This window comes from Sulfuriferula sp. (genome assembly GCF_054605375.1).
In genome coordinates this window covers 1-22,106 of sequence record NZ_JBTSEG010000021.1, presented here as the reverse complement: position 1 = coordinate 22,106, position 22,106 = coordinate 1, and the positions used below count along the sequence as shown (strand labels likewise).

General features: G+C 53.5%; 23 protein-coding genes and 1 tRNA gene. 16 read left to right on the top strand and 8 right to left on the bottom strand.

Annotated elements, in window-relative coordinates:
* Nucleotide 1 precedes the first annotated feature (1 nt).
* From fabG to ACYCZJ_RS11950, 11 genes are all read left to right on the top strand, one after another.
* Nucleotides 2-742 (top strand): 3-oxoacyl-ACP reductase FabG, encoded by a 741-nt coding sequence (gene fabG, locus ACYCZJ_RS12000; RefSeq protein WP_413436585.1) that lies wholly within the window; start codon nt 2-4, stop codon nt 740-742.
* A gap of 110 nt (nt 743-852) precedes the next feature.
* Complete coding sequence (gene acpP, locus ACYCZJ_RS11995) at nt 853-1,092, top strand: acyl carrier protein (protein WP_124705861.1); 240 nt, start codon at nt 853-855, stop codon at nt 1,090-1,092.
* A gap of 26 nt (nt 1,093-1,118) precedes the next feature.
* Nucleotides 1,119-2,357, top strand: a complete 1,239-nt coding sequence (fabF, locus tag ACYCZJ_RS11990; RefSeq protein ID WP_461554462.1) for a beta-ketoacyl-ACP synthase II — start codon at nt 1,119-1,121, stop codon at nt 2,355-2,357.
* 32 nt (nt 2,358-2,389) lie between these two features.
* On the top strand, nt 2,390-3,706 hold the full coding sequence (locus ACYCZJ_RS11985; RefSeq protein ID WP_461554461.1) for an aminodeoxychorismate synthase component I: 1,317 nt from the start codon (nt 2,390-2,392) through the stop codon (nt 3,704-3,706).
* Entirely contained in the window at nt 3,703-4,518 is an 816-nt protein-coding gene (pabC, locus tag ACYCZJ_RS11980) for an aminodeoxychorismate lyase (RefSeq protein WP_461554460.1), read from the top strand. Before ACYCZJ_RS11985 ends, pabC begins: the two co-directional genes overlap by 4 nt.
* Nucleotides 4,511-5,500 (top strand): endolytic transglycosylase MltG, encoded by a 990-nt coding sequence (gene mltG / locus ACYCZJ_RS11975; RefSeq protein WP_461554459.1) that lies wholly within the window; start codon nt 4,511-4,513, stop codon nt 5,498-5,500. Before pabC ends, mltG begins: the two co-directional genes overlap by 8 nt.
* Nucleotides 5,501-5,502: 2 nt before the next feature.
* Nucleotides 5,503-6,102 (top strand): dTMP kinase, encoded by a 600-nt coding sequence (gene tmk / locus ACYCZJ_RS11970; protein WP_461554458.1) that lies wholly within the window; start codon nt 5,503-5,505, stop codon nt 6,100-6,102.
* Between the two features lie 3 nt (nt 6,103-6,105).
* The gene (gene holB, locus ACYCZJ_RS11965; RefSeq protein WP_461554457.1) at nt 6,106-7,113 is read left to right on the top strand and encodes a DNA polymerase III subunit delta'; all 1,008 of its coding nucleotides are present in this window, start codon (nt 6,106-6,108) and stop codon (nt 7,111-7,113) included.
* 11 nt (nt 7,114-7,124) lie between these two features.
* Complete coding sequence (locus ACYCZJ_RS11960; RefSeq protein WP_461554456.1) at nt 7,125-7,493, top strand: PilZ domain-containing protein; 369 nt, start codon at nt 7,125-7,127, stop codon at nt 7,491-7,493.
* A gap of 62 nt (nt 7,494-7,555) precedes the next feature.
* Nucleotides 7,556-8,323 carry a TatD family hydrolase gene (locus tag ACYCZJ_RS11955; protein ID WP_461554455.1) on the top strand — a complete coding sequence of 256 codons (768 nt, stop codon included), beginning with the start codon at nt 7,556-7,558 and terminating at the stop codon, nt 8,321-8,323.
* Nucleotides 8,320-9,042 carry an EI24 domain-containing protein gene (locus tag ACYCZJ_RS11950; RefSeq protein ID WP_461554454.1) on the top strand — a complete coding sequence of 241 codons (723 nt, stop codon included), beginning with the start codon at nt 8,320-8,322 and terminating at the stop codon, nt 9,040-9,042. The genes ACYCZJ_RS11955 and ACYCZJ_RS11950 overlap by 4 nt, the downstream gene beginning before the upstream one ends.
* 12 nt (nt 9,043-9,054) lie before the next feature.
* Here ACYCZJ_RS11950 and dnaJ read toward each other — a convergent pair whose 3' ends face one another.
* The 3 genes from dnaJ to grpE form a co-directional block, all read right to left on the bottom strand.
* Nucleotides 9,055-10,173 (bottom strand): molecular chaperone DnaJ, encoded by a 1,119-nt coding sequence (gene dnaJ, locus ACYCZJ_RS11945; RefSeq protein WP_461554453.1) that lies wholly within the window; start codon nt 10,171-10,173, stop codon nt 9,055-9,057.
* 88 nt (nt 10,174-10,261) lie between these two features.
* Nucleotides 10,262-12,187: a molecular chaperone DnaK gene (gene dnaK / locus ACYCZJ_RS11940; RefSeq protein ID WP_461554452.1), complete on the bottom strand. Its 1,926-nt coding sequence runs from the start codon at nt 12,185-12,187 to the stop codon at nt 10,262-10,264.
* Nucleotides 12,188-12,261: 74 nt separating this feature from the next.
* Nucleotides 12,262-12,852 carry a nucleotide exchange factor GrpE gene (grpE, locus tag ACYCZJ_RS11935; protein ID WP_461554491.1) on the bottom strand — a complete coding sequence of 197 codons (591 nt, stop codon included), beginning with the start codon at nt 12,850-12,852 and terminating at the stop codon, nt 12,262-12,264.
* 118 nt (nt 12,853-12,970) lie between these two features.
* Here grpE and ACYCZJ_RS11930 point away from each other — a divergent pair, with 118 nt between their 5' ends.
* From ACYCZJ_RS11930 to ACYCZJ_RS11915, 4 genes are read left to right on the top strand one after another with little or no spacing between them, the layout of a single operon-like run.
* Complete coding sequence (locus ACYCZJ_RS11930) at nt 12,971-13,663, top strand: 2OG-Fe(II) oxygenase family protein (RefSeq protein ID WP_461554451.1); 693 nt, start codon at nt 12,971-12,973, stop codon at nt 13,661-13,663.
* Nucleotides 13,664-13,668: 5 nt separating this feature from the next.
* Nucleotides 13,669-14,625 carry a mitochondrial fission ELM1 family protein gene (locus tag ACYCZJ_RS11925; RefSeq protein ID WP_461554450.1) on the top strand — a complete coding sequence of 319 codons (957 nt, stop codon included), beginning with the start codon at nt 13,669-13,671 and terminating at the stop codon, nt 14,623-14,625.
* The gene (locus tag ACYCZJ_RS11920; protein ID WP_461554449.1) at nt 14,626-16,542 is read left to right on the top strand and encodes a hypothetical protein; all 1,917 of its coding nucleotides are present in this window, start codon (nt 14,626-14,628) and stop codon (nt 16,540-16,542) included. It abuts the gene before it with no gap.
* Nucleotides 16,543-16,547: 5 nt separating this feature from the next.
* Nucleotides 16,548-17,255 carry a hemerythrin domain-containing protein gene (locus ACYCZJ_RS11915; protein WP_461554448.1) on the top strand — a complete coding sequence of 236 codons (708 nt, stop codon included), beginning with the start codon at nt 16,548-16,550 and terminating at the stop codon, nt 17,253-17,255.
* Between the two features lie 7 nt (nt 17,256-17,262).
* Here the strand turns inward: ACYCZJ_RS11915 and ACYCZJ_RS11910 are convergent, their stop codons facing one another.
* A complete protein-coding gene (locus tag ACYCZJ_RS11910) occupies nt 17,263-18,132 on the bottom strand; it encodes a diiron oxygenase (RefSeq protein WP_461554447.1) in 870 nt (289 codons plus the stop codon).
* Nucleotides 18,133-18,276: 144 nt separating this feature from the next.
* Between ACYCZJ_RS11910 and ACYCZJ_RS11905 the strand changes: the two genes are divergently transcribed.
* A tRNA-Ser gene (locus ACYCZJ_RS11905) sits at nt 18,277-18,367 on the top strand.
* Nucleotides 18,368-18,900: 533 nt separating this feature from the next.
* Here ACYCZJ_RS11905 and ACYCZJ_RS11900 read toward each other — a convergent pair.
* The 4 genes from ACYCZJ_RS11900 to ACYCZJ_RS11885 all read right to left on the bottom strand — a co-directional run bounded on the left by ACYCZJ_RS11900 (nt 18,901) and on the right by ACYCZJ_RS11885 (nt 21,393).
* A complete protein-coding gene (locus ACYCZJ_RS11900) occupies nt 18,901-19,326 on the bottom strand; it encodes a hypothetical protein (protein ID WP_461554446.1) in 426 nt (141 codons plus the stop codon).
* A 25-nt stretch (nt 19,327-19,351) separates the two neighbouring features.
* Complete coding sequence (locus tag ACYCZJ_RS11895; protein WP_461554445.1) at nt 19,352-19,627, bottom strand: hypothetical protein; 276 nt, start codon at nt 19,625-19,627, stop codon at nt 19,352-19,354.
* Nucleotides 19,628-19,669: 42 nt separating this feature from the next.
* A complete protein-coding gene (locus tag ACYCZJ_RS11890) occupies nt 19,670-20,578 on the bottom strand; it encodes a hypothetical protein (RefSeq protein ID WP_461554444.1) in 909 nt (302 codons plus the stop codon).
* 110 nt (nt 20,579-20,688) lie between these two features.
* Nucleotides 20,689-21,393 carry a hypothetical protein gene (locus ACYCZJ_RS11885; RefSeq protein WP_461554443.1) on the bottom strand — a complete coding sequence of 235 codons (705 nt, stop codon included), beginning with the start codon at nt 21,391-21,393 and terminating at the stop codon, nt 20,689-20,691.
* Nucleotides 21,394-22,106 lie beyond the last annotated feature (713 nt).

Sequence of the window (22,106 nt, the reverse complement as noted above, 5' to 3'; positions counted from 1 at the left end):
CATGGCTCAGGGAAAAATTGCATTAGTTACTGGCGCAAGCCGGGGTATAGGTAAAGCCATCGCACTGGAGTTGGGCAAACAAGGGGCGATTGTTGTCGGCACAGCAACCAGCGAAACGGGAGCTCAGGCGATCAGCGATTACTTGCAGCAGTCCGCACTGCAAGGTGCGGGGGTGGTGCTGCAAGTGACCGATGCCGAGAGCATTAATTCAGCGCTGGAACAGATTCAGCAACGCTTCGGTGAAATTGCCATTCTGGTCAATAATGCAGGCATCACCCGCGATAATCTGCTTATGCGGATGAAAGATGAGGAATGGGATGATGTGATTGCAACCAACCTCGGGTCGGTATTCAGGCTGTCGCGGGCGGTACTTCGTGCCATGATGAAAGCCCGTTATGGTCGTATCATCAATATTGCCTCGGTAGTTGGCGCCATGGGCAATGCGGGACAAACCAACTATTCGGCAACCAAGGCAGGGTTGGTCGGATTTTCCAAATCCTTGGCGCGTGAAGTGGGTAGTCGTAACATCACAGTTAACTGCGTATCCCCCGGCTTTATCGATACGGATATGACGCGTGCCCTGCCGGAAGCACAGCGCGATGCGTTGCTGACGCACATCCCCCTCGGACGTTTGGGGCAGGTGGCGGATATTGCGCATGCAGTGGGTTTCTTGGCTTCCGGGGCGGCAGGATACATAACGGGTGCCAACCTGCATGTGAATGGCGGTATGTACATGGAGTGAACGGTTTCAGCAATGGCCCAATGGCCTGTGCGGTACCGTTCCAATTTGGGTAATGCTGGCAAGTTTGTTAGAATGCCAGCGCTTTTTGTTTAATACTTGGGAGTATCTAGATGGACAATATCGAACAGCGTGTCAAGAAAATCGTCGCAGAACAACTGGGCGTAAATGAAGCGGATGTTAAAACCGAATCTTCCTTTGTCGATGATTTGGGTGCAGATTCGCTCGATACAGTTGAATTGGTCATGGCGCTTGAAGAAGAATTCGAGTGTGAAATTCCTGACGAAGAAGCTGAAAAAATCACCACCGTCAAATTGGCCATTGATTACATCAATAGCCATCTCGCCAAATAATTTACCAGAGTCTCGCGGAGTCGTTATTGTCCAAGCGTAGAGTAGTGATTACCGGTCTGGGGATTGTGTCCCCGGTCGGCATAGGCCTTCAGGAATCCTGGGGCAATATCCTCGCGGGTATATCCGGTATCACCCGTATTACCCGCTTCGACCCTGCGCTGTTTGCCTGCCAGATTGCCGGGGACGTAAAAAATTTCGATGTGGGCCAATATCTTAATCCCAAAGACGCCCGCCGCATGGATGTCTTCATCCAGTATGGCATGGTCGCCGCGATCGAAGCGGTGAAAGATGCAGGGCTGGAGGTTACCGAGGAAAACGCCGAGCGTATTGGCGTCAACATCGGCTCCGGGATTGGCGGTTTGCCGCTGATCGAGGAAACACATAATACTTATCTTGCGGGCGGCCCCCGCAAGATTTCACCTTTTTTTATCCCGGCCTCGATTATCAATATGATCGCGGGCAACCTGTCCATCATGTATGGATTCAAAGGCCCTAATCTGGCGATGGTTACCGCGTGTACCACGGCCACCCACTGTATCGGCGATTCTGCCCGCATGATCGAATATGGGGATGCAGATGTGATGGTCGCGGGCGGGGCGGAATCGGCGATCAGCCCCCTGGGTATGGGAGGATTCGCAGCCGCACGTGCCTTGTCCACGCGTAACGATGATCCGGCCACCTCAAGTCGCCCTTGGGACAAGGGACGTGACGGCTTCGTCATGGGGGAGGGTGCAGGTATTTTGGTGTTGGAAGAATACGAACACGCCAAGGCGCGCGGCGCAAAAATCTATGCAGAAGTAGCTGGCTTCGGCATGAGTGGCGATGCCTACCATATGACTGCGCCGGTAGAAAATGGCGAGGGCGCAGCACGCTGCATGCGCAATGCACTGAAAAACGCAGGTTTGAATGCCGACCAAGTAGATTATATCAATGCTCACGGCACGTCCACGCCGCTGGGTGACTTGGCCGAAACCATGGCTGTAAAGCGCGCCTTGGGCGATCATGCTTACAAAACCGCAATCAGCTCAACCAAATCCATGACCGGGCATCTGCTGGGTGCAGCGGGCGGGGTAGAGGCTGTATTTTCTGCGCTGAGCGTGCATGAACAGGTTGCACCGCCTACCATCAATATTTTTGATCAGGACGAAGCTTGCGATCTGGACTACGTGCCGAACACCGCACGACAGATGAAAATTGACGTGGCGTTGTCGAACTCGTTTGGTTTCGGTGGCACCAACGGCACGCTGGTGTTCCGCAAAATATAATCCGGGCGCTCTATCACGGCGCTACCCTTTCCGTGCCCGTACTTTACCTACCTCGCAGTATCGATCTACTCAGCCTTCATCAAGCCGATCCACAGCGCTATCCAGCGCTGCTGGAAACGGTGTCTGGTGACGGTTGGGATATTCTGCTGGCATTTCCGCAGCAAACGCTGTTATTCAAAAACGGTGAAGCCCAACAGTGTCTGGATCAACTGGATGCTGCATGGCGAGCAGCATGTTGTGTGGCGGATCCGGCCACTGGGCACCTGCCATTCCGTGGTGGCTGGTTTCTCTATCTGGGCTATGAGCTATTGGAGGGATTGGAGCCTACGGTACCTTCCCGTCCAGTCGACGCCGATTTCCCGTTGGCTGCGATCATCCAGATACCGGCAGCTGTCATGGTAAACCGCCGCAGCGGTGAAACCTGGTTATTTTCTGAAACGGAGTATGCGAACCTTCTGGATACACTGCAGCATGATCTGGCCGGCCTGATGCCTGCCGGTGACATACCCATTACGCTTGGTGATTTGCACGAAACCCCGGAACAGGATTTTCTTGAAGAAGTGAAGCAAATCCAGCGTTACATCCGTGCCGGGGATGTATTCCAGGTTAATTTATCGCGTCGCTGGCATGGCCGGGTACAAAGTAAATCGCCTGCGCCGGCGCTGTACCAGACGCTACGTCGCAGCAACCCGGCCCCCTTTTCCGGATTGGCGCGCCTTACTCATGAACATGCCATTGTCAGCTCTTCTCCCGAGCGCCTGGTGCAGGTACAGGCAGGCATGGTGCATACCAGGCCCATTGCCGGTACGCATCCACGCCACAGCGAGCACGAGAAGGATGCACAAACTTGCGCGGAACTGGTCGCCCACCCCAAAGAACGGGCTGAACATGTGATGCTGGTAGATCTTGAACGCAATGATCTGGGACGGGTATGTGTGCCGGGCAGTGTACGGGTAGCCGAATTAATGGCGGTCGCCAGTTATACCTATGTCCATCATATTGAATCAACGGTGGTGGGCAAGCTGCGAGCAGGGATTACGCCAGTGCAGGTGATCCGTGCCCTGTTTCCGGGAGGCACGATCACCGGATGCCCCAAGGTGCGCACCATGCAAATCATCCGCGAGCTCGAAGCCACGCCACGCTATGCGTATACCGGCAGCATGGGTTATCTGAACCGGGATGGGGATATGGACTTGAATATTCTGATTCGTACCATCATGGTCTCAGGCGAGCATATTAGTTTCTCTGCAGGCGCAGGTATTGTGGCGGACTCCGACCCGGCGACCGAGCTCGATGAAACGCGTGCCAAAGCCAAAGGTTTGCTACGGGCACTGGGGTTGGCCGGATGATTTTGGTAAACGGCATAGAAACCGGCTTGCTGGATGCGCGGGATCGTGGACTGGCTTATGGCGACGGTATCTTCCGGACGCTATTATTGCGCGGTGGTAAACCCAAGGCATGGGCAGATCAATATGCGAAAATTGTCACGGATTGTGCACGGCTGAATTTATCTGCACCCAAGCAAGCAATCCTGGAAACGGATCTGGCTTGCATCGCCAGTGATATGCCGGATTGTGTCGTCAAAATCATCGTGACGCGAGGAAGCGGACTACGCGGCTACGCCGTTGCCGCGAATTTGGTCGAGTCACGTACAATCACGATCAGCAGCCCGATACCAATTTATCCTCGCAGCCACACCGAACGTGGCATTATTGCCCGCGTGTGCGATTTACGACTTGGGCGGCAGCCCGCACTGGCCGGCGTCAAACATCTTAATCGCCTGGAGAACGTGCTGGCACGCAGTGAATGGGATGGCCCGGAAATTGCGGAAGGTATTCTGCTGGATATTGGGGGTAAGGTCGTTGGCGGCACGATGAGTAATTTGTTTATTGTGCGCGGCAATGCCTTGCTCACCCCTAATCTGTCTGCCTGCGGGGTATGTGGCGCGACGCGAGAACGCATTCTTGCGTCCGGGCCGGAGTTAGGCTTGAAAACAGGGATAGATGAATTTGAACTTAAGGATTTGTACGCTGCAGACGCGCTGATGTTGTGCAATAGCGTGATCGGTGTCTGGCAAATCCGTACGCTGGCACATCAGTCTTGGCAGATGCATCCTGCCACGCAGCTGATACGGACTTTACTGGAAGCAGACTTTGATTAAACGCTTGATAGTTGTATTGCTGATCGCCTTGTTGGTAATGGGTGGCGCGTTGTTCTGGTACGCGCGCACGCCGCTTCCACTGAAATCCCTGCCGGCCGAATTTACGCTGATGCCGGGGAGTAGCCTGCCTGCAGTTGCCGAGCAGTTGCGCCAGGCCGGCGTGATCGAAGATGCCTGGAAATTTAAATTGCTGGCAAGGCTATCGGGAGATGCTGCGCGTATCAAGGCAGGCCACTACACATTGTCACGCCCAACTACACCATATGAATTGCTCAGAAAGCTGATTCTCGGTGAAGTCAGTCTGCGCGAGATTGTTTTTATTGAAGGCTGGACTTTCCAGCAGATGCGCGTGGCGCTCAATATCCATCCGGCTATACGCCATGACACAGCAAAGATGACCGAAGCACAGATTTTGACTACCCTGAATATTCCCGAGGCGCGTGCCGAAGGGCTATTTTTCCCGGCCAAGTATTATATTGATCCGGGCAATAGCGATATTTCCATTCTGCGGCGTGCTTATGCCACGATGCAAATGCATCTTGCCAAAGAATGGGCGGCGCGCCAGCCAGGTTTGCCCTACAGCAACGCATACCAGGCGTTGACGATGGCATCCATTATTGAAAAAGAAACCGGTCTGGCGAGCGAACGCCCATTAATTGCGGCAGCGTTTATCAACCGGTTACGCAAGGGTATGCGTCTGCAAACGGATCCCAGTGTGATTTACGGGATGGGTAGCGCTTTTGATGGCAATCTGCATAAACGGGATCTGCTGGCTGACACGCCGTATAACACCTACACGCGCGCAGGTTTGCCGCCTTCCCCGATCGCCATGCCTGGTCTTGATTCGATTCATGCAGCGCTGCATCCGGCACTCAGTCAGGCTTTGTATTTTGTTTCCAAAGGCGATGGCAGCCACTATTTTTCAGACAATCTGGAAGAGCATAATCGCGCAGTGATGCGCTACCAAAAAAACGGACACTAACCATGCCTTTTATCACATTAGAGGGAATTGACGGTGCTGGGAAAACCAGCCACCTGACCTGGCTGGCCGACAAGCTGCGCACACGTGGTGTTGAGGTGGTGGTGACACGAGAACCAGGTGGAACACCGCTGGGCGAAAAGCTGCGCGAAATATTGCTGGCTGAGCCCATGCATGTGGAAACCGAAGCATTATTGATGTTTGCAGCACGCCGGGAACATCTGCATCGGGTAATTCTGCCCGCACTGAGCCGCGCTGCCTATGTGATTTCGGATCGATTTACGGATGCCAGTTTTGCCTATCAGTGTGGCGGTCGTGGTATTGCAGAATCAAGATTGCATATTCTGGAAGATTGGGTCCAGGAAGGTTTGCAACCAGATTTGACACTGCTATTTGATGTGGAGGTGGCGATAGCCGCCAGGCGGCTGGCAGCAAATGCCAGTCTTGATCGATTCGAACAGGAGCAGCAGGATTTTTTTGAGCGTGTACGAGCCATGTATTTACATCGTGCAGAACAATATCCTGCCCGATTCCGGATAATCGGTACCAACCGCAGTCTGGAAGATATTCGTGCCGACCTGGAACCGATCATTGCAGCGATTTAAATCATGATTTTGCATCCATGGAATGAAGTCGTCTGGCAACGCTTGTTGCATCTGCGCGGCAAGCTACCGCATTCATTGCTGTTTCACGGGCGTGCTGGGATAGGAAAACTGGCGCTGGCAGAACAGCTGGCTGAACTGGTGTTATGCGAAAACCCGCAAGCGGATGGGCAAGCAGCCTGTGGCGTGTGTCCATCCTGCCATTGGCAGCGGCAGGGCAGCCACCCCGATTTTATAAAGCTGCAGCCTGCGATGCTGGACGAAAATGAATTGCATGATGATCCTGCCGAGCGCAAAAGTCCGCTGGCGGGGCAAAAGATCAGCGTCGCTCAGGTGCGCGAATTGACCCAGTTTGTTCAATTGAGCGCGCATCGTGGTGGTTTGCGCGTTGCACTGATTCATCCAGCAGAAGCAATGAATGTGGCAGCGGCCAATGCGCTTTTGAAAACGCTGGAAGAACCACCTCCGAATATCTTGTTGATTCTGGTCAGCCACCAGTCGAGCCGTCTGCTGCCGACAATCCTGAGCCGATGCCACCAGATTCGCTTTACACTACCCAATGCCGATGTTGCACAGTCCTGGCTGGCGCAGCAGGGCATACGCGAGGCTAATGCCAGCCTGGCTCAGGCTGGTGGGGCGCCCCTATTGGCCAGCACGCTCGCAGACGCAGATTATCAGGAACGAAGACGCGGATTCTTGAACGGATTGTCCAGAATGAATGCTGCTGACGCCCTTCGCGGCGCTGAGCAACATGCCAAACAGCCGTTGCCTGATATGGTGCATTGGCTGCAGCAATGGCTGCACGATCTGGTGAGTTTGCATCTGACGGGACGCGTATATTATCAGGTCGATTTTGAACAGGAATTGCGAGGCATGGCCGAGCGTGCTAACTTACTAAAAATGCTTGATTTTCAACGCCGCCTGCAAGCGGCGCGCGCCAGCGTTCAGCATCCACTTGCCGTCCAGATGGTACTGGAAGATTTGCTGCTTGAATACGCAGGCTTGTTCGACTGAATGGAGCAAACATGAGCAATGCCGCAGATAAAACTGCTGTCGCCCGTCCCGGTGTACTGTCTTTGAGCATCAAGGAAAAAACCGCCTTGTTTGCAGCCTATATGCCATTCCTCAAAGGTGGAGGGATTTTTATTCCGACCACCAAGCAATATAAATTGGGCGATGAGGTATTCATGCTGCTGACGCTGATGGAAGACCCGAATAAAATTCCGGTCGCCGGTAAAGTGGTATGGATTACGCCACCCAGCGCACATGGAGGTAAGACACAAGGTATCGGCGTGCAATTCGACAAGAATGATAGCGGTGTCGCTGCTCGCAACAAGGTTGAAGGTTTGCTCGGCGGTTCACTCAAGTCAGTTCGCCAGACTCATACTATGTAAACCTTTTTACTCACTTATCCCTTCAGGCTGCTGTGGCAGCCTGCTTTTTTTGGATCGGCGTCATGTTTATTGACTCGCATTGTCATATCAATTTCCCTGGATTGGCTGAACAGCAGTCAGCCATATTGGCGCGCATGCAGGATGCAGGTGTCAGTCATGCATTGTGTGTCAGCGTGAATCTGGAAGATTTCCCGCAGGTACTGACGTTTGCTGAAAACCACGCAAACGTGTATGCCTCGGTCGGGGTGCATCCTGATCATGAAAATATCGAAGAGCCGAGCGTGATACGACTGGTCGAACTGGCAGCACATCCGAGAATTGTTGCCATAGGTGAAACCGGGCTGGATTATTTTCGTCTTACCGGCGATCTGGACTGGCAACGCGAACGTTTTCGTACCCATATTCGTGCTGCCAGGCAGGCCGGCAAGCCACTCATCATTCATACCCGTGCCGCCGCAGAAGATACCTTGCGCATCATGGCGGAGGAGGGTGCAGCAGAAACTGGCGGCGTGATGCATTGCTTTACCGAGAGCCTGGAAGTCGCACAAGCGGCGATCGCAATGGGGTTTTATATTTCGTTTTCCGGCATCGTCACATTCAAGAATGCGCTGGCCTTGAAACAGGTGGCACAAACCATACCGCTGGAGCAGATGCTGATTGAAACGGATTCACCCTATCTGGCACCCGTGCCGCATCGAGGCAAAACCAATGAGCCCGCTTTTGTGTGCCATGTTGCCGAGGAAATTGCCCGTTTACGCGGAATTTCAATCGAAGAGGTGGGCGAAATGACCAGCCACAACTTTTTCCGCTTGTTCAAGGCGGCGGCGTGATCGGCGGTATTGCCCGCGCGCTAATGGATGCGACGCGCAGCCTGCTGCATCCGAAAATGCTCGCTATTGTTCTGTGGCCCATGGTGCTGTCATTGGTGCTGTGGGGCGTATTGGCATGGTTTTTCTGGGATAACTGGATCATCTTGCTCGGCCACTGGTTGCAACCGGCGCAAGCGTTCCTGAGTCAACACGATTTTGTCTGGCTGGCCAACGGCATGACCGTGGTATTGCTGATACTGCTGATCATGCCCCTGGCACTCACCACGGCACTGTTTATTGCGGCTGTCATGGTCATGCCAATGATGGTGCGCCATGTTGCCAGTCAGGATTATCCTGATCTGGAACAGCGTCACGGCGGCACGTTTGCAGGGAGCGTATGGAATGCCCTGATTGCGATAGGCGTATTTTGCGGTCTGTGGCTGCTGTCGCTGCCCTTCTGGTTGCTGGCAGGGCTGGGCGCCCTGTTTTCGCTGCTCCTGACGGCTTATCTGAATCAGCGTCTGTTTCGCTATGATGCGCTGGCTGAGCATGCGAGTCGCGAAGAGTTTCAGCTGATTCTGGAGCAATCCGGGGCGCAGCTTTATTTATTGGGCCTGTTGCTGGCCTTGCTGCATTACATACCGGTGATCAATCTACTGTCGCCGGTATATACCGGATTGGTCTACATTCACTACGGACTTGGTCAACTCAAGCGGCTACGCGGCTTAACACCATCCTGAGCCGCATCGCGCTCAACCAAAGAACGCTTTGACCTTATCCATGAACGAATTGGCTTTGGGGTTGTGACGCGCGCCGTCTTCCTGATTCAAGGCTTCCAACTCCCGCAATAGTTCTTTCTGGCGTTCGGTCAGACTCACCGGGGTTTCGATCTGTACATGGCAGAGCAAATCCCCGGGTGCATGGGTCCGGACGCCCTGGATACCCTTGCCGCGCAAACGAAAAACCTTGCCGGTCTGGGTTTCTGGCGGAATCTTGATCTTGGCATGGCCATCCAGGGTCGGAATTTCGATCTCGCCTCCCAGTGCGGCGGTACTGAAGCTGATCGGCATCTCGCAATGCAGATCGTTGTGATCACGCTGAAATACGGAATGTGCCTTGAGGTGGATAACGACGTACAAATCACCTGTCGGTCCACCATTGACCCCGGCTTCACCCTCATTTGACAAGCGGATGCGATCACCTTCATCTACGCCCGCAGGTATGCGTACAGAGAGCGTTTTATGCTGCTTGACCCGCCCCACACCATGACAGTCGACGCATGGGCTGGCAACAATTTTGCCACTACCATGACACTTCGGACAGGTTTGCTGGATGGAAAAAAACCCCTGCTGCATACGTACCTGCCCATGCCCGCCACAGGTCGCGCATGTCGTAGGCTGAGTGCCTGGTTTGGCACCGGTGCCATGGCAGGTTTCGCATTCTTCCTGGGTGGGGATGCGGATTTTGGTTTCGGTGCCGCGCGCCGCTTCTTCGAGTGATATCTCAAGATTGTATTGCAAGTCGGCGCCACGATAGACATTTGAGCGCGCTCGTCCGCCGCCGAATATATCGCCGAAAATATCGCCAAAGGCATCGGCAAACCCGCCCCCTGCGCCACCAAACCCGCCGCCCATACCGGCGCCATGTTCGACCCCGGCATGCCCGTATTGATCGTAAGCTGCGCGTTTTTGCGCGTCGCACAGGATTTCGTATGCTTCCTTGGCTTCCTTGAAATGTTCCTCTGCTTTGGGGTTATCCGGATTGCGGTCCGGATGATGTTTCATAGCAAGCTTGCGATAAGCTTTTTTAATTTCTTCATCGCTGGCGTCCCGATTGACACCGAGTACTTCGTAATAATCTCGTTTTGACATGTTTTTCAGCCGCTGCTAACACACGAAGGGCACAGAGTGCTCCACAGATAAACTGTGATCTCCGTGCCCTCCATGCCGGGGTTAGGAATTATTTGTTGTCTTTGATTTCTTCAAACTCGGCATCCACCACGTCGTCATCCGTTTTTGCACCACCCGTAGCAGTTTGCGGGCCGCCTGCAGAACCCGCTTCCGCTTGCTCCTTGGCATACATCTGTTCGGTCAGTTTGTGCGAAGTTTCACCCAAGGCTTTGGTTTTGGCTTCGATTGTTTCCTTGTCGTTGCCTTTGAGTGCTTCTTCAGCTTCAGTGATGGCGGTTTCGATTTTGGCCTTTTCGTCAGCGTCGATTTTGTCACCGTGCTCGCCCAGCGATTTCTTCACCGAATGGATCAGGTTGTCACATTGATTGCGGGTGTCAATCAACTCGCGTGTCTTATGATCTTCTTCGGCATGGGCTTCGGCATCTTTCACCATTTTCTGAATTTCAGCTTCGGACAAACCCGAACTGGCTTGAATCTTGATCTTGTTTTCCTTGCCGGTTGCCTTGTCCTTGGCCGAAACATGCAGGATGCCGTTGGCGTCGATATCAAAGGTGACTTCGATCTGGGGCATGCCACGCGGGGCAGGCGGGATATCCGACAGATTGAACTGTCCCAGACTCTTGTTTCCGGAAGCGATTTCACGCTCGCCCTGCAGTACGTGGATGGTCACCGCATTCTGATTGTCTTCAGCGGTCGAAAATACCTGGCTGGCTTTGGTCGGCACGGTGGTGTTCTTCTGGATCAGTTTGGTCATGACGCCACCCATGGTTTCGATACCCAGTGATAGCGGGGTAACGTCGAGCAACAGCACGTCCTTCACTTCGCCTTGCAATACACCGCCCTGAATGGCTGCACCGACGGCAACCGCTTCGTCCGGGTTCACATCACGGCGCGGTTCCTTGCCAAAAAATTCTTTCACCATTTCCTGTACTTTAGGCATGCGGGTCATGCCACCTACCAGGATTACGTCACCGATGTCGGATACGCTGACACCGGCATCCTTGATAGCCATTTTGCAGGGTGCCATGGTGCGCTGGATCAGTTCTTCCACCAGACTTTCGAATTTGGCGCGGGTGATCTTCACGGCCAAATGCTTGGGTCCGGAAGCATCTGCTGTGATATAGGGCAGGTTTACTTCGGTTTGCTGTGCGGAAGACAATTCGATTTTGGCCTTCTCCGCAGCTTCCTTCAGACGTTGCAGGGCAAGCATGTCGTTGCGCAAGTCAATGCCCTGTTCTTTCTTGAACTCATCAGCCAGGTAGTCGATCACGCGTTGATCGAAATCCTCACCGCCGAGGAAAGTGTCGCCGTTGGTGGACAGTACTTCGAACTGATGCTCGCCGTCGATCTCGGCGATATCGATGATGGAAATGTCGAAAGTGCCGCCGCCCAGATCATACACTGCGATTTTGCGGTCGCCTTCTTTTTTGTCCAAGCCAAAGGCCAGTGCGGCTGCGGTGGGTTCATTGATAATGCGCTTCACATCCAGGCCGGCAATGCGGCCGGCATCCTTGGTCGCCTGGCGCTGGCTGTCGTTGAAGTAGGCCGGTACCGTAATGACCGCTTCGGTGACGGGCTCGCCGAGATAATCTTCGGCGGTTTTTTTCATTTTCAGCAGAACTTGTGCGGAGACTTCAGGCGCTGACATTTTCTTGCCGCGCACTTCCACCCAGGCGTCGCCGTTGTCGGCCTTGACGATGGAATAGGGCATCAGGTTGATGTCTTTTTGCACTTCTTTTTCTTCGAAGCGCCGTCCAATCAGGCGCTTGACTGCATACAGCGTGTTTTTAGGGTTGGTCACAGCTTGGCGTTTGGCGGCAGCGCCCACCAGGATTTCCCCGTCTTCGGCGTAGGCTACGATAGACGGCGTGGTGCGTGCTCCTTCGGCGTTTTCGATGACCTTGGGCGTGCCGTTTTCCATAACGGACACACAGGAGTTGGTTGTGCCCAAGTCAATGCCAATGATTTTTCCCATGATTCAATTCCTTCGTTAAGACGTTAATGTTGTTGTATTAAATAGGGTGGTTAGCGATAATTTCAAGCGCTGATTCAGCTGTTTTTTGTTTTGGAGACAGTAACCAGAGCCGGACGTACGATACGATCATGCAACTGGTAGCCCTTTTGCAAAACCGTAACGACAGTATTTGACTCGGAATCGGCTTCTACCATGCTGATGGCCTGGTGCTTGTGCGGGTCGAATTTTTCACCCACAGGATGGATTTCGGTAAGATTGTATTTGTCGAAAGCGGCGTTGAGTTGTTTAAGGGTAAGTTCCACCCCGCTTTTCAAGTTTTCTATGCTGGGCACCTCATTGGACAGTGCGGCTTCCAGGCTGTCTTTTACGGCCAGCAGTTCGGCTGCAAAGCCATCGATGGCGTATTTGTGCGCGTTGGCGACGTCGTGCTGAGCGCGTTTGCGGATATTTTCGCTTTCGGCCTTGGCACGTAACCAGGCATCATGGTGTTCTTGGGCCAGCAATTCGGATTGTTTAAGCAGTTCTTCCAGGCTGGGCATTGTCTCTGAGGTTTGTTCAGCACCGGTTTTATCGGGGTTTTGTTCGGATTGAGTCTGATTTTCCTGCTGCATATCGTTGTGCTCCGTGTTTAACTCAAGCCCACATGGTGGGTAAAACGGAAAAATTCAATAGCAGGAAACAATTTATTTTATCTAAATAAGCTGGGGCAAGGCCGTAGATGGCTTTATGCCGATGCTGAAAGCCGCTAGACTTGCAGCAATTTTTCGATAAAGAGTGTCTGAAATGAACACACTTTCTGTGCAAGGAAATCCCCGGGCGGCTCCGCTCCATACCACGCTTTCCATGCTGGATTTGGAAAAATTCAATGCGGCAACCCTGGAGAAAACACCTTTTGAGTACCTGATTCTGCCGGGTTTTTTACGCCAGGAAATGCTGGCGGCCATATCCCGCGATTTCCCGAATATTGCCAAACCGGGTAGTTTCCCTTCGGAGACATTGCAGTTCGGCGGTGCATTCCGTGAGTTGCTGATGGAACTGGAAGGCGAGACTTTTCGTCGCGCCGTCGAGCAGAAATTCGGCCTGGATTTAACTGGCCGTCCGACCATCATTACCGTGCGTGGTCATACCGACGAAACCGACGGGCGTATCCACACGGATAGCCGAACCAAAATCATTACCATGCTGATTTATTTCAACGAGGACTGGCATGAATCGGGAGGGCGTCTGCGGTTGTTGCGCTCTGGTACCGATCTTGAAGATTACGTAGCCGAGGTCGATCCCAGTATCGGTACCTTGCTGGCCTTCCGCCGCAGCGATAATTCATGGCATGGTCACAAGCCTTTTGTAGGAGCACGCCGTGCGATCCAATTGAATTGGGTGATCAATGAGAAGGTCAAGCGTCGCGAGCAAAAACGGCATGGTATTTCGGCGTTTTTTAAAAACCTGTTTGCTGGCAAGGCTTCTTCTGGCTATTAGCGCGCATGACAAATAAAACTTGCTGGGTACTTTCCAATGGCATTATCGGAATGGACAACCAGTCATTCGGTCTTGCTCATGCGCTGGGCATTGAAGTAATTAAAAAAACAGTGATGCCGGTGGCACCCTGGAAATATTTACCGGCACAGTTGTGGATCAAATCGTTGCATTCTCTTGGATCGGACAGTGATTCTCTGGCACCTCCATGGCCCGATGTCGTAATCGGAACGGGGCGTCTGACCGTGGCGTTATCCATTGCGATCAAGCGTGCAAGCGGTGGCCGTACATTCAATGTACGCATCCAGAATCCGCAAGTAGCATTGCGCCATTTCGATTGGGTCGTTGCGCCTTTGCACGATCGCTGCAAAGGCGCCAATGTGATCGAGACGCTGGGGGCGGTCAATAGCGTGACAGCGGCGCGTTTGCTGCGCGCATCAGAACAATTTGCGCCACGATTGGCACATCTGGCAAGACCATTGGTCGGTGTGCTGGTGGGGGGTACCAATCGCAGCGTGCGTATTGATACGGCCGTTGCGCACACGCTCGCCGATAAACTGATCCATGCAGCGGCCAATCACGGGGCAGCCATCGTGGTGACACCCTCACGCCGCACAGATCCTGAAGTTGTGGCCGTGTTGCAACGTCGCTTGTCAAACGTGGCCTCGGTGATCTGGGACGGCACAGGCGATAATCCCTATCTGGGTTATCTGGCATTGGCCGATTATCTTGTGGTTACTGCTGATTCGGTCAACATGGCATCAGAAGCATGCTATACAGGCAAACCGGTGTTCATAGAAGGATTGACCGGTGGCAATAACAAATTTGAACAATTTCACCGCGAATTACAGTCACGTGGTTATACGCGGCCCTTTACTGGTGAATTAAGCGACTGGCATTCCCCGCCACTGGATGAAACCAGTCGGGTCGCCAGCTTACTCAAGCAAAGCATGGGATTGAACTAGATGGCGTTAAAAATTGAAACCTTTAGCAATGCCAAAGGCGGCAACAGCTTTTTCAAGGCTTTGGGTCATCCCCTTAGCGTACCGCTTGCCGCCACCTTACTCGAAAAATTGCGTGGGCTGGGCGGCGTTGCTGTGTATGACCCGTTAGGTATGGCGGAAAGTTTTTGCGAATTTTATGCGCTGGCCGAACTCGATATCCGGGCGGTGTACGTGCAGCGTCTGGAGGATATCGGCAAAACCTTGCTGGGTATGCCTGCGAAGCGCGTCACAGAATTGCCGAACTGTGATGCACGGGTGGTGCTGGTTACCGCTTTCGACGCCGCACGCCTGATGGATCATATCCGCCACCTGGTACCTGCCGGCATGGTAGTCATGAGCCTGGATGACATGCGTCTGCCCGATGCCATGCTTACCAATTGCCAGCGCTATCTGGACCCGCTCAACTTTGCCACCAATTTTGGATTTTTGCGCGACGCCGAAGGGCAGCATACGCGTATTGTGACCTGTGATTACTGGTCGGGTCTTGGTGCTGCCAAGCCGCCCACAGTGTGGTTTCGGTTATTTGATGGTGAAGGTGGTGTGTTGGCCGAATGGCAGGATACGATTGCTGTACCCGGTGCCAGCCTGATTATTGATAGCCGCGAAGTGCGTCGCCGTTTCAATCTTGGCGAATTCACCGGGTCGCTATTCATGCACGTGTTGGGCGTGGCCCGCCACGATGTGGTCAAGTATGCCCTGGATACCTTTGGTGACGATGAAACAGTGCTGTCCTGCACGCATGATGCCAATGCCTGGCCTTCTGATTTATTTGCCGGGCTACCGGCGCCACGCGACAACGAGCGTGTGGTGATGTGGATACAAAACAGCCATCCTGTACCCATTCCGGCCAATGCAGTGGGTCTCAATCTCATGGGTTCGGATCACGTTCGTTATGTGGATGAGGTAATTCCAGCGTTTGCCTGCTATCCACTTGATGTGGCGTCGCTATTTCCTGCAGCACGCTGGCCGCAGCAACTGGAGGTACAGGCAGGGCGTCATTTCGTGCGGCCACGCTACGAAATACATGTCAAAAACGGGCGTAGCCGTATGGCTCATGTCAATGTGGAACGTAACGATCTCGCTGTTGATCCAGATATTCCTGCCATGGCGGCATATATGGGCAAGGGTTATATCCTGCCCGCACCGATTTTGCCCGAAGCGTTATGGCGTAGTGTGGTACAGCCGACACCGATGTCCACCGCGCAGCAGGATTTGCCGATTGCTGCGATAGTGTATGACGCTACCGGAGAAGAGGTCGCTCGACATGATTTTGGTTGTTTGCAGCGTAACGATAGTGTCGAGCTTGATATCAATGCATGGTTGATTGAGCAGGGTGCCCATCTACCCAGCGGCTCCGGGCATATCGAACTGGTTTATGATTTCAGTCACGGCGGTAGTGCCGATGGCTGGCTGCATGGTTTGTTTCGCTACACCCACAGCCGCAGCGGTCACATTGCAGAAACCAGCTTTGGTGCACATGTTTTCAATACCGTTCTTACCTACAAAAATGAGCCGCAGTCATACGCTGGCGCTCCTCCGGGACTCAGTACACGCCTGTTTTTGCGGCTGGGGGATGCGCCTCTGGATACTATGTGTCATTTGATTTACCCGGCTTCTACGTCCTGGCACGCACATTCCGATACCACGCTAAGTTTGTTCAATAGCGATGGTAAAGAAATTACGCAACGCAAAATTGCCATACCCTGCAGCGGCTCTCTGCATTGGCGTTATTCGGAAATGTTTGATGCGAATCATCGTCAACAGGCGGGGCAGGGTGCCTACATCATTATTCGGGATTTGACCTGTCGTCTGTTCGGATATCACGGCACATTGTCTGGCGAGCAAGCATTTTGCCTGGATCATATGTTCGGATTTTAATTGCCATGACTGCTGATACTCATTTTTGTGACTTGACCGGCCACGCTTCCAGCCAGCTGCAAACTTCGGTTTTCTATGAAATCAAGGATATGGCACGCGGTGAAACAGTCACCTTCCTGTTTGCTGAAGACCCGGCGATTATCCTGCATAGTCTCAATTTGCAGCTACGCAACAACCTGCGCTGGGACGTGAGTGAGGAGCCGGATTCTCGCTGGCGCACCGTGATTCATCGGGCAGAGGACGTGCCGCCAGTAGACGTGCTGGACATACTTAAGCGTGACCACAAGCGGCTGGATGCGATGTTTTCCCAGGTCATTCATCTCACCGACAGCGGCCGGCTGGAAATCGCACACGAACTGATGCGCGCTTTTACCGAAGGGCTACGCAAACACCTGCAGGTGGAACATGACATGCTGGTGCGAGCAATCCGTACTCCGCCAAATGCGCAGGGTTTCGATCCGAGTGCTGCGATGATGCAGGAGCACAACGAAATCCTGAATCAGTCGGTCATGATCGAAGCGAGCTTTGAAGAGGATGACGCAAGCAGTGCGAGCGTGGGGCCTTTGCTGGCCATACTCGCCGGGTATTTATCCAAACACGAACAACGTGAGGAAACCACCTTGTTCCCGTTGTGGACGGGTGCCTTGAACAAGGCACCAGAGCAGGCCCGCGCGGCTTTGTTCAATAAGGTAAAGGAAATTTTGCTGGATTAGCCGGCGTTTAAAGAACTGGATCTTTAACTGTAAAACCATGTCCGCGTAGCAGATTCAAACTTGGATTCAGGCAAGACTGGATGAACTCGCGCCGTGCGGGATTGCGCCGAGCAATCTCACGCCACTGATGCCCCGGATTCAAGCCCGCCAGTTCATAAACATCGGACTGCGGCAAATAAAAGGTTGTCACGAACTGGCGGACCAGCACATTGATTACTGGTGTCAGCAATTTTTTGTGCAAGGTTGAGGTGCGCACCAAGCTTCGTTCCAGCGCACTGCGTGCGTGAGCGATATGGCGTGCTTCATCAATCACATGCAAGGTACACATCTGGCGAATCAAGGGATCTACGCAATCGCTTCCATGTGCACGAACGTAACGGTTGAGTTTATCCGGCACTTCTTCGCCGATGGTCACAGCCAGCCAGAATAACGTGGTATTGATCGGCGCATGACGGCCAAGAAAATCAGCCGTGTGAGGACGGTTGCGCCAAACACCCGGTAACCGCAATCCGCTTTTTTCCATCAGTTTAAGAAACATCAGGCTATGTCCGGATTCTTCACGTATTTCATGCAGGTAATAAGCAAGTTCCTGGGCTGACTGGGTGTGCTTCAGGTTGCGGGACAAACGTTCGACAAAAATGGCTTCAAGCCATAAACCAGCCTGAATAAAACCGGTAAATTCGTATTGTGACAAACGAATGCGTGTGTTTTCAGCCAGCTCTTCATATTCGCGTGTTCCAAACAGAGAAATGGCTGTAGGTGGTAGCCAGTATGCCTTGGTGTCCAGCGCATCCCAATTCAGTCGCAACAGCGGGTCATGATAGGGTGAACTGTTGGTAGCAAGCTGTTCCAGTAATGAAAGTTCGGCATACGCCATGCAAAACGCCTTGTTTAGAGCAATATTAACAGCCGCTAATCATACCATTTTTCTTATGAAGGAGCGTTGCCGGACAATAAACACCTTGCTGTTAAATGCCTTCTCCGGTATTCTTGCGGCCTTTCTGGGGTTGAATGACATTCCGGAGAGGTGGATGAGCGGTTTAAGTCGCACGCCTGGAAAGCGTGTTTAGGATAATATCCTAACGCGGGTTCGAATCCCGCCCTCTCCGCCAGTCAACATAAATCCTTAATATTCAATAGCTTGCAAGTAAATCTTGGTGTGATTACCCCACCTATTTACCCCACCACAAGAACAGCAAAAAAAGGCAAGCCCAGGATGACCCCTAGACTTGCCTTAATGTTCTACTTCTGTTTGCTCCTCAATGTTCTGCTTCCGCTTCCTTCGGTGTACAGCCTTTTCCTGGCTACGATGTATGCCGCATGGGCCAGCTCAGCCGTAGGGAAGCTACCCAGCCAGGCGGTCAGCCCCCGTACCTTGATACATGCCCGGAATGGGTTGGTGGTTCCCCTGTCATCCCTGCGGGTCACACCTCGAAAGCCTGTCTTGTTTGCGCTAGGCATTGACACTACCCCTGCCGCCTTGTCATAGTCGGTAGCTCAATCTGTCCCACCCTTGCCGCTTCCCGGTACTCCTCACACCGCTGCATCAAGCCAGCTTTCCGGCTATCGCTGGGGGCTTCCATGAAGTCCTCCAGGGCACAGTTCAACTGATTGACCCACCACCCCAGGCGCTTATGGTTGTCGGTCATACAGCAGCCTTTAAATGAGCCTCCAGGGCCTCCATAGCAGCCGCCTTGCCCTGCTCAGTGGGTGCCAGGAAGAACGCCCCCAGGGCTGCGATAGACGCCTCAGACGGGCTTATGGTTTCCTCTCCCTGCTCCGGCTCATAGCCCCTGTCTTCCCTTGTATGTGGGGCGGGGACATTGGTTCCAGGCAATGAGGCAATGTACGCGGCTGCATCAGCTCCGATAATCCCAGCGGCCACGGCTGCATCAGCAGGCATCTCCCGGTTGTTTGTGAAGATGGTTCCAGGTGCTGTTCCACGGTAGATAAGCCCCATCGTTACGGCTGCTTGAATGGACATGGTAGCGCCTGTATCCATCACGAAGTAGTTAGAAGCGGCTGTGGTGGGGCTGTCATTCGTGCTCTCGCACTGGTCGGTAGTGTTCATGTGGTTTTCTCTATAGGTTGGTGGGTTAAGCATCTACACGGGTGGCTTGCTGGGACGGGTTCAGCTCAACGAGAACTCCCGAGGAGTTACGCTGGAGAAGACCTTCAGCAATAGCCCCCTTTATGGTCAGCTGCATGGAACCTACAGTGATGACCGTGTGGGCATCGTTGTTCGGGTTGGTCAGGTCAAGACTCCCACTTCCGAGAGCTTTGGCTGTGGCGATGAGGGTTCCTGCTGCGTTTACTGAAGCGCCTACTAAGTTGGTCATTTGGTTTTTCCTTGATTGGTTGATGTTGTTCATGTTCTTACGAGCACGCCAGGGCGTTGAACTACTGGGTTAGGGTCAGATAAGGCCGATACGTGCAGCCGTCTTGGCTTCCATCCAGGTGCCGTGAACGAACACCAGGTCGGCTCCCTTTGGGTTGTCATGGGTTGGTGGTGTCTGGCGGGTCTCATAACCATGAGCCTTGAGGGTGTCCCCATCAGGTGCAGTGTGGTCAAGGTACTGCTTGGCAAGCTCACGATAGCCGCTCAGGTCTCGTGCGGTGACCTGGTTACGGACAGCCGCCTGTAGCTGGTCGGGGTGCTTGCTGCGTGCCCAGTCGTACAGCTCCCGGGGGTCAACCCCTAGTCCCGATATGGCCTTATCTGCCTGAGCCTGGAACATGGCCGTCCCCGACTCCTGCACTGCCCGTACCTGTGCAACATCCAAGCCAGCATCAGCTGCAAGCTTTGCTGAGAAATCCCCAATGTCTCCAGTGGTTGCCGCCTGCATTGCTGCACTGATTACAGCCTGGTCATACAAGGGCTGGGGAATGTCGGACAGCGAAGCATTGAAGGATTCTTCCTCTGACTCAGAGAACAGCTCAGGGCCTTGAGGCTCCTGCCCTTCCTCCTGTTCGGTACCGGGGACTCCCTGAGCTGCTTCTGGTTCACCTGCAAGAGACTTCCCAACAGCTACATATTCACCGGCTGCATTGCGTGTAACCATGCCCAGAAGTTCAGCGGTAGCCAGTGAGGTGCGGCTTCCTGGATTGCCTGGCTCTAATTCAATGGTGGTAGTGGGCAGGCGTTGAGCTGTAGGGCTGCCTGCATTGTTACGAGCTGTTGCCAGTAGGTCTCCAGAGACTGGGGAGCCACTCAGGCTGGATGACTTTGTTACTTCACCGACAATGCGGGAAGTGACGCCTCCAACTGCTGGGGACTCAATAGCGGCTTGTTGGTCGCCGGTATGCTGTGTGTTTGCGATCATGGTTTTGTATTCCTTAAAGGGTGTTGTGCTTGGCAGGATTGCTGTTGCACTGTTCGGTACGAACTACCTGGTGATGGTGGTACGAGTGGGAGGCCAGCCGCAGGCGCTCACTACAGCCGAACAGGGAAGCTCAAAGGTGCAGCCATCTGTTCCCGTACTGTGACTACTGCATCCTTGTGACTGTTGATTGTGGATAGCAGGTTTGAGTACAGGGGCAGGAGGTGAGACCGAAGACGATCTCCCAGGCGTCTACGTGCTTCAGCAGGGAACATCACGCGGGTGTTCGTCATGGTGCCATCAGGCTTGGGCTTGTTGCGGTGTTCACGGGGTGCCAGTGACAGGACAGCCATAGACATGGCGATACGCTCCGACTCCTGATTAAGCCACTTATGCTTGTTCCTCTGCATGTATACCCAGAATGAAGCAGACTCAACCAGGATGTCCTCAGCGGTTACCCCGTGGTCAGCAAGGCGGCGCAGCTCCGAGGCTCCGATAATCTTCCCGTGAATGCTGGTGGTGGTCTGCCCAGTGATTGCGGCGTCCATCCAGGTCTGTATCCAGCGGATCGCATTGGAGACCCCAGAATGTCCTCTGTTCTCTGCTATGAGTTCAGAGACCTGCATACGCTCGAAGGCGTACTCTTTCGCTAAGACCTTCCGGGCAGTGGGGTGACCAAGACGGGCATTAGTGTTGCGGTGGGTTGCACAGTATTTCGAGATACCAATGCGGGCTTTGTTGCAGCCTGGAAAGTCACACTGATCGGACTGGTTGGCAGCGATAGCGCCATCAAGGCTTCCATATAATCGGATGTCCATTAGAAGGCTCCTTCTTCAGCATTCAGGGCTGCAATTCGAACAGCCGGGATATCCCATGAGGTCATCCCGTGGTCGGGCTCATGGTGAATCTCTTGGGAGACCTCATAGGAGACCTCCTGCGGTACTGGTTTCTGGATGAATAGTGCAGATCGGATAGGTTGAAACATGGTGTTTCCTTTATGGTTGGTGGTGGTAGGGTGGGCAGTGCGGTGGGGGTACTTAAAGCGGCACTGAGGTGGCTCAGTGGTGATTACAGACTCACGGACAGGGAGGGAAACCCCCACAAGGTTTAAAGCCTGAACGGAGGTGCTACTAGAAGACGACCAGGAGGGGCCTGGAGGGGGAGACCTTCAGGCAGGAGGCCAGCTGAAGACGGCCCATAGGTTGCTCAAGGTTCCCACTACTGGGACAGTGCGTCAGCACGGACAGTAGACTTCCTTGAGGTGGCTATGGGGTTGCATTCAGGCGTTTCGGGTGATGACACACTACACAGTCAAACCAAGAAGGTCTCGCCCAGGAGGACAGCCGGGGGTATCCTCAAACTAAGCGTACTGGCCCTATATATTCATAGGAAGCGTACGCATAGTTGGGGGTATCCGCGATTTTGTGTAAACGGGAAATCGTTTAAAGCTGCGGCATGCGCTCATCGAACATGATCGTGAACCGATTTAACGCGGCCTTCCAGTTCTGAATCGGCATTGTCCATTTCTTGC

What these genes read in the sequence shown, in the direction of transcription:
- ACYCZJ_RS11960 (WP_461554456.1), top strand. Translation starts at nt 7,125, where the DNA reads ATGAGCAATGCCGCAGATAAAACTGCTGTCGCCCGTCCCGGTGTACTG.
- pabC (WP_461554460.1), top strand. Translation starts at nt 3,703, where the DNA reads ATGATTTTGGTAAACGGCATAGAAACCGGCTTGCTGGATGCGCGGGAT.
- tmk (WP_461554458.1), top strand. Translation starts at nt 5,503, where the DNA reads ATGCCTTTTATCACATTAGAGGGAATTGACGGTGCTGGGAAAACCAGC.
- dnaJ (WP_461554453.1), bottom strand. Translation starts at nt 10,173, where the DNA reads ATGTCAAAACGAGATTATTACGAAGTACTCGGTGTCAATCGGGACGCC.
- ACYCZJ_RS11955 (WP_461554455.1), top strand. Translation starts at nt 7,556, where the DNA reads ATGTTTATTGACTCGCATTGTCATATCAATTTCCCTGGATTGGCTGAA.
- holB (WP_461554457.1), top strand. Translation starts at nt 6,106, where the DNA reads ATGATTTTGCATCCATGGAATGAAGTCGTCTGGCAACGCTTGTTGCAT.
- ACYCZJ_RS11920 (WP_461554449.1), top strand. Translation starts at nt 14,626, where the DNA reads ATGGCGTTAAAAATTGAAACCTTTAGCAATGCCAAAGGCGGCAACAGC.
- ACYCZJ_RS11900 (WP_461554446.1), bottom strand. Translation starts at nt 19,326, where the DNA reads ATGAACACTACCGACCAGTGCGAGAGCACGAATGACAGCCCCACCACA.
- ACYCZJ_RS11930 (WP_461554451.1), top strand. Translation starts at nt 12,971, where the DNA reads ATGAACACACTTTCTGTGCAAGGAAATCCCCGGGCGGCTCCGCTCCAT.
- ACYCZJ_RS11890 (WP_461554444.1), bottom strand. Translation starts at nt 20,578, where the DNA reads ATGATCGCAAACACACAGCATACCGGCGACCAACAAGCCGCTATTGAG.
- acpP (WP_124705861.1), top strand. Translation starts at nt 853, where the DNA reads ATGGACAATATCGAACAGCGTGTCAAGAAAATCGTCGCAGAACAACTG.
- fabG (WP_413436585.1), top strand. Translation starts at nt 2, where the DNA reads ATGGCTCAGGGAAAAATTGCATTAGTTACTGGCGCAAGCCGGGGTATA.
- ACYCZJ_RS11910 (WP_461554447.1), bottom strand. Translation starts at nt 18,132, where the DNA reads ATGGCGTATGCCGAACTTTCATTACTGGAACAGCTTGCTACCAACAGT.
- ACYCZJ_RS11895 (WP_461554445.1), bottom strand. Translation starts at nt 19,627, where the DNA reads ATGAACAACATCAACCAATCAAGGAAAAACCAAATGACCAACTTAGTA.
- ACYCZJ_RS11915 (WP_461554448.1), top strand. Translation starts at nt 16,548, where the DNA reads ATGACTGCTGATACTCATTTTTGTGACTTGACCGGCCACGCTTCCAGC.
- dnaK (WP_461554452.1), bottom strand. Translation starts at nt 12,187, where the DNA reads ATGGGAAAAATCATTGGCATTGACTTGGGCACAACCAACTCCTGTGTG.
- ACYCZJ_RS11885 (WP_461554443.1), bottom strand. Translation starts at nt 21,393, where the DNA reads ATGGACATCCGATTATATGGAAGCCTTGATGGCGCTATCGCTGCCAAC.
- ACYCZJ_RS11925 (WP_461554450.1), top strand. Translation starts at nt 13,669, where the DNA reads ATGACAAATAAAACTTGCTGGGTACTTTCCAATGGCATTATCGGAATG.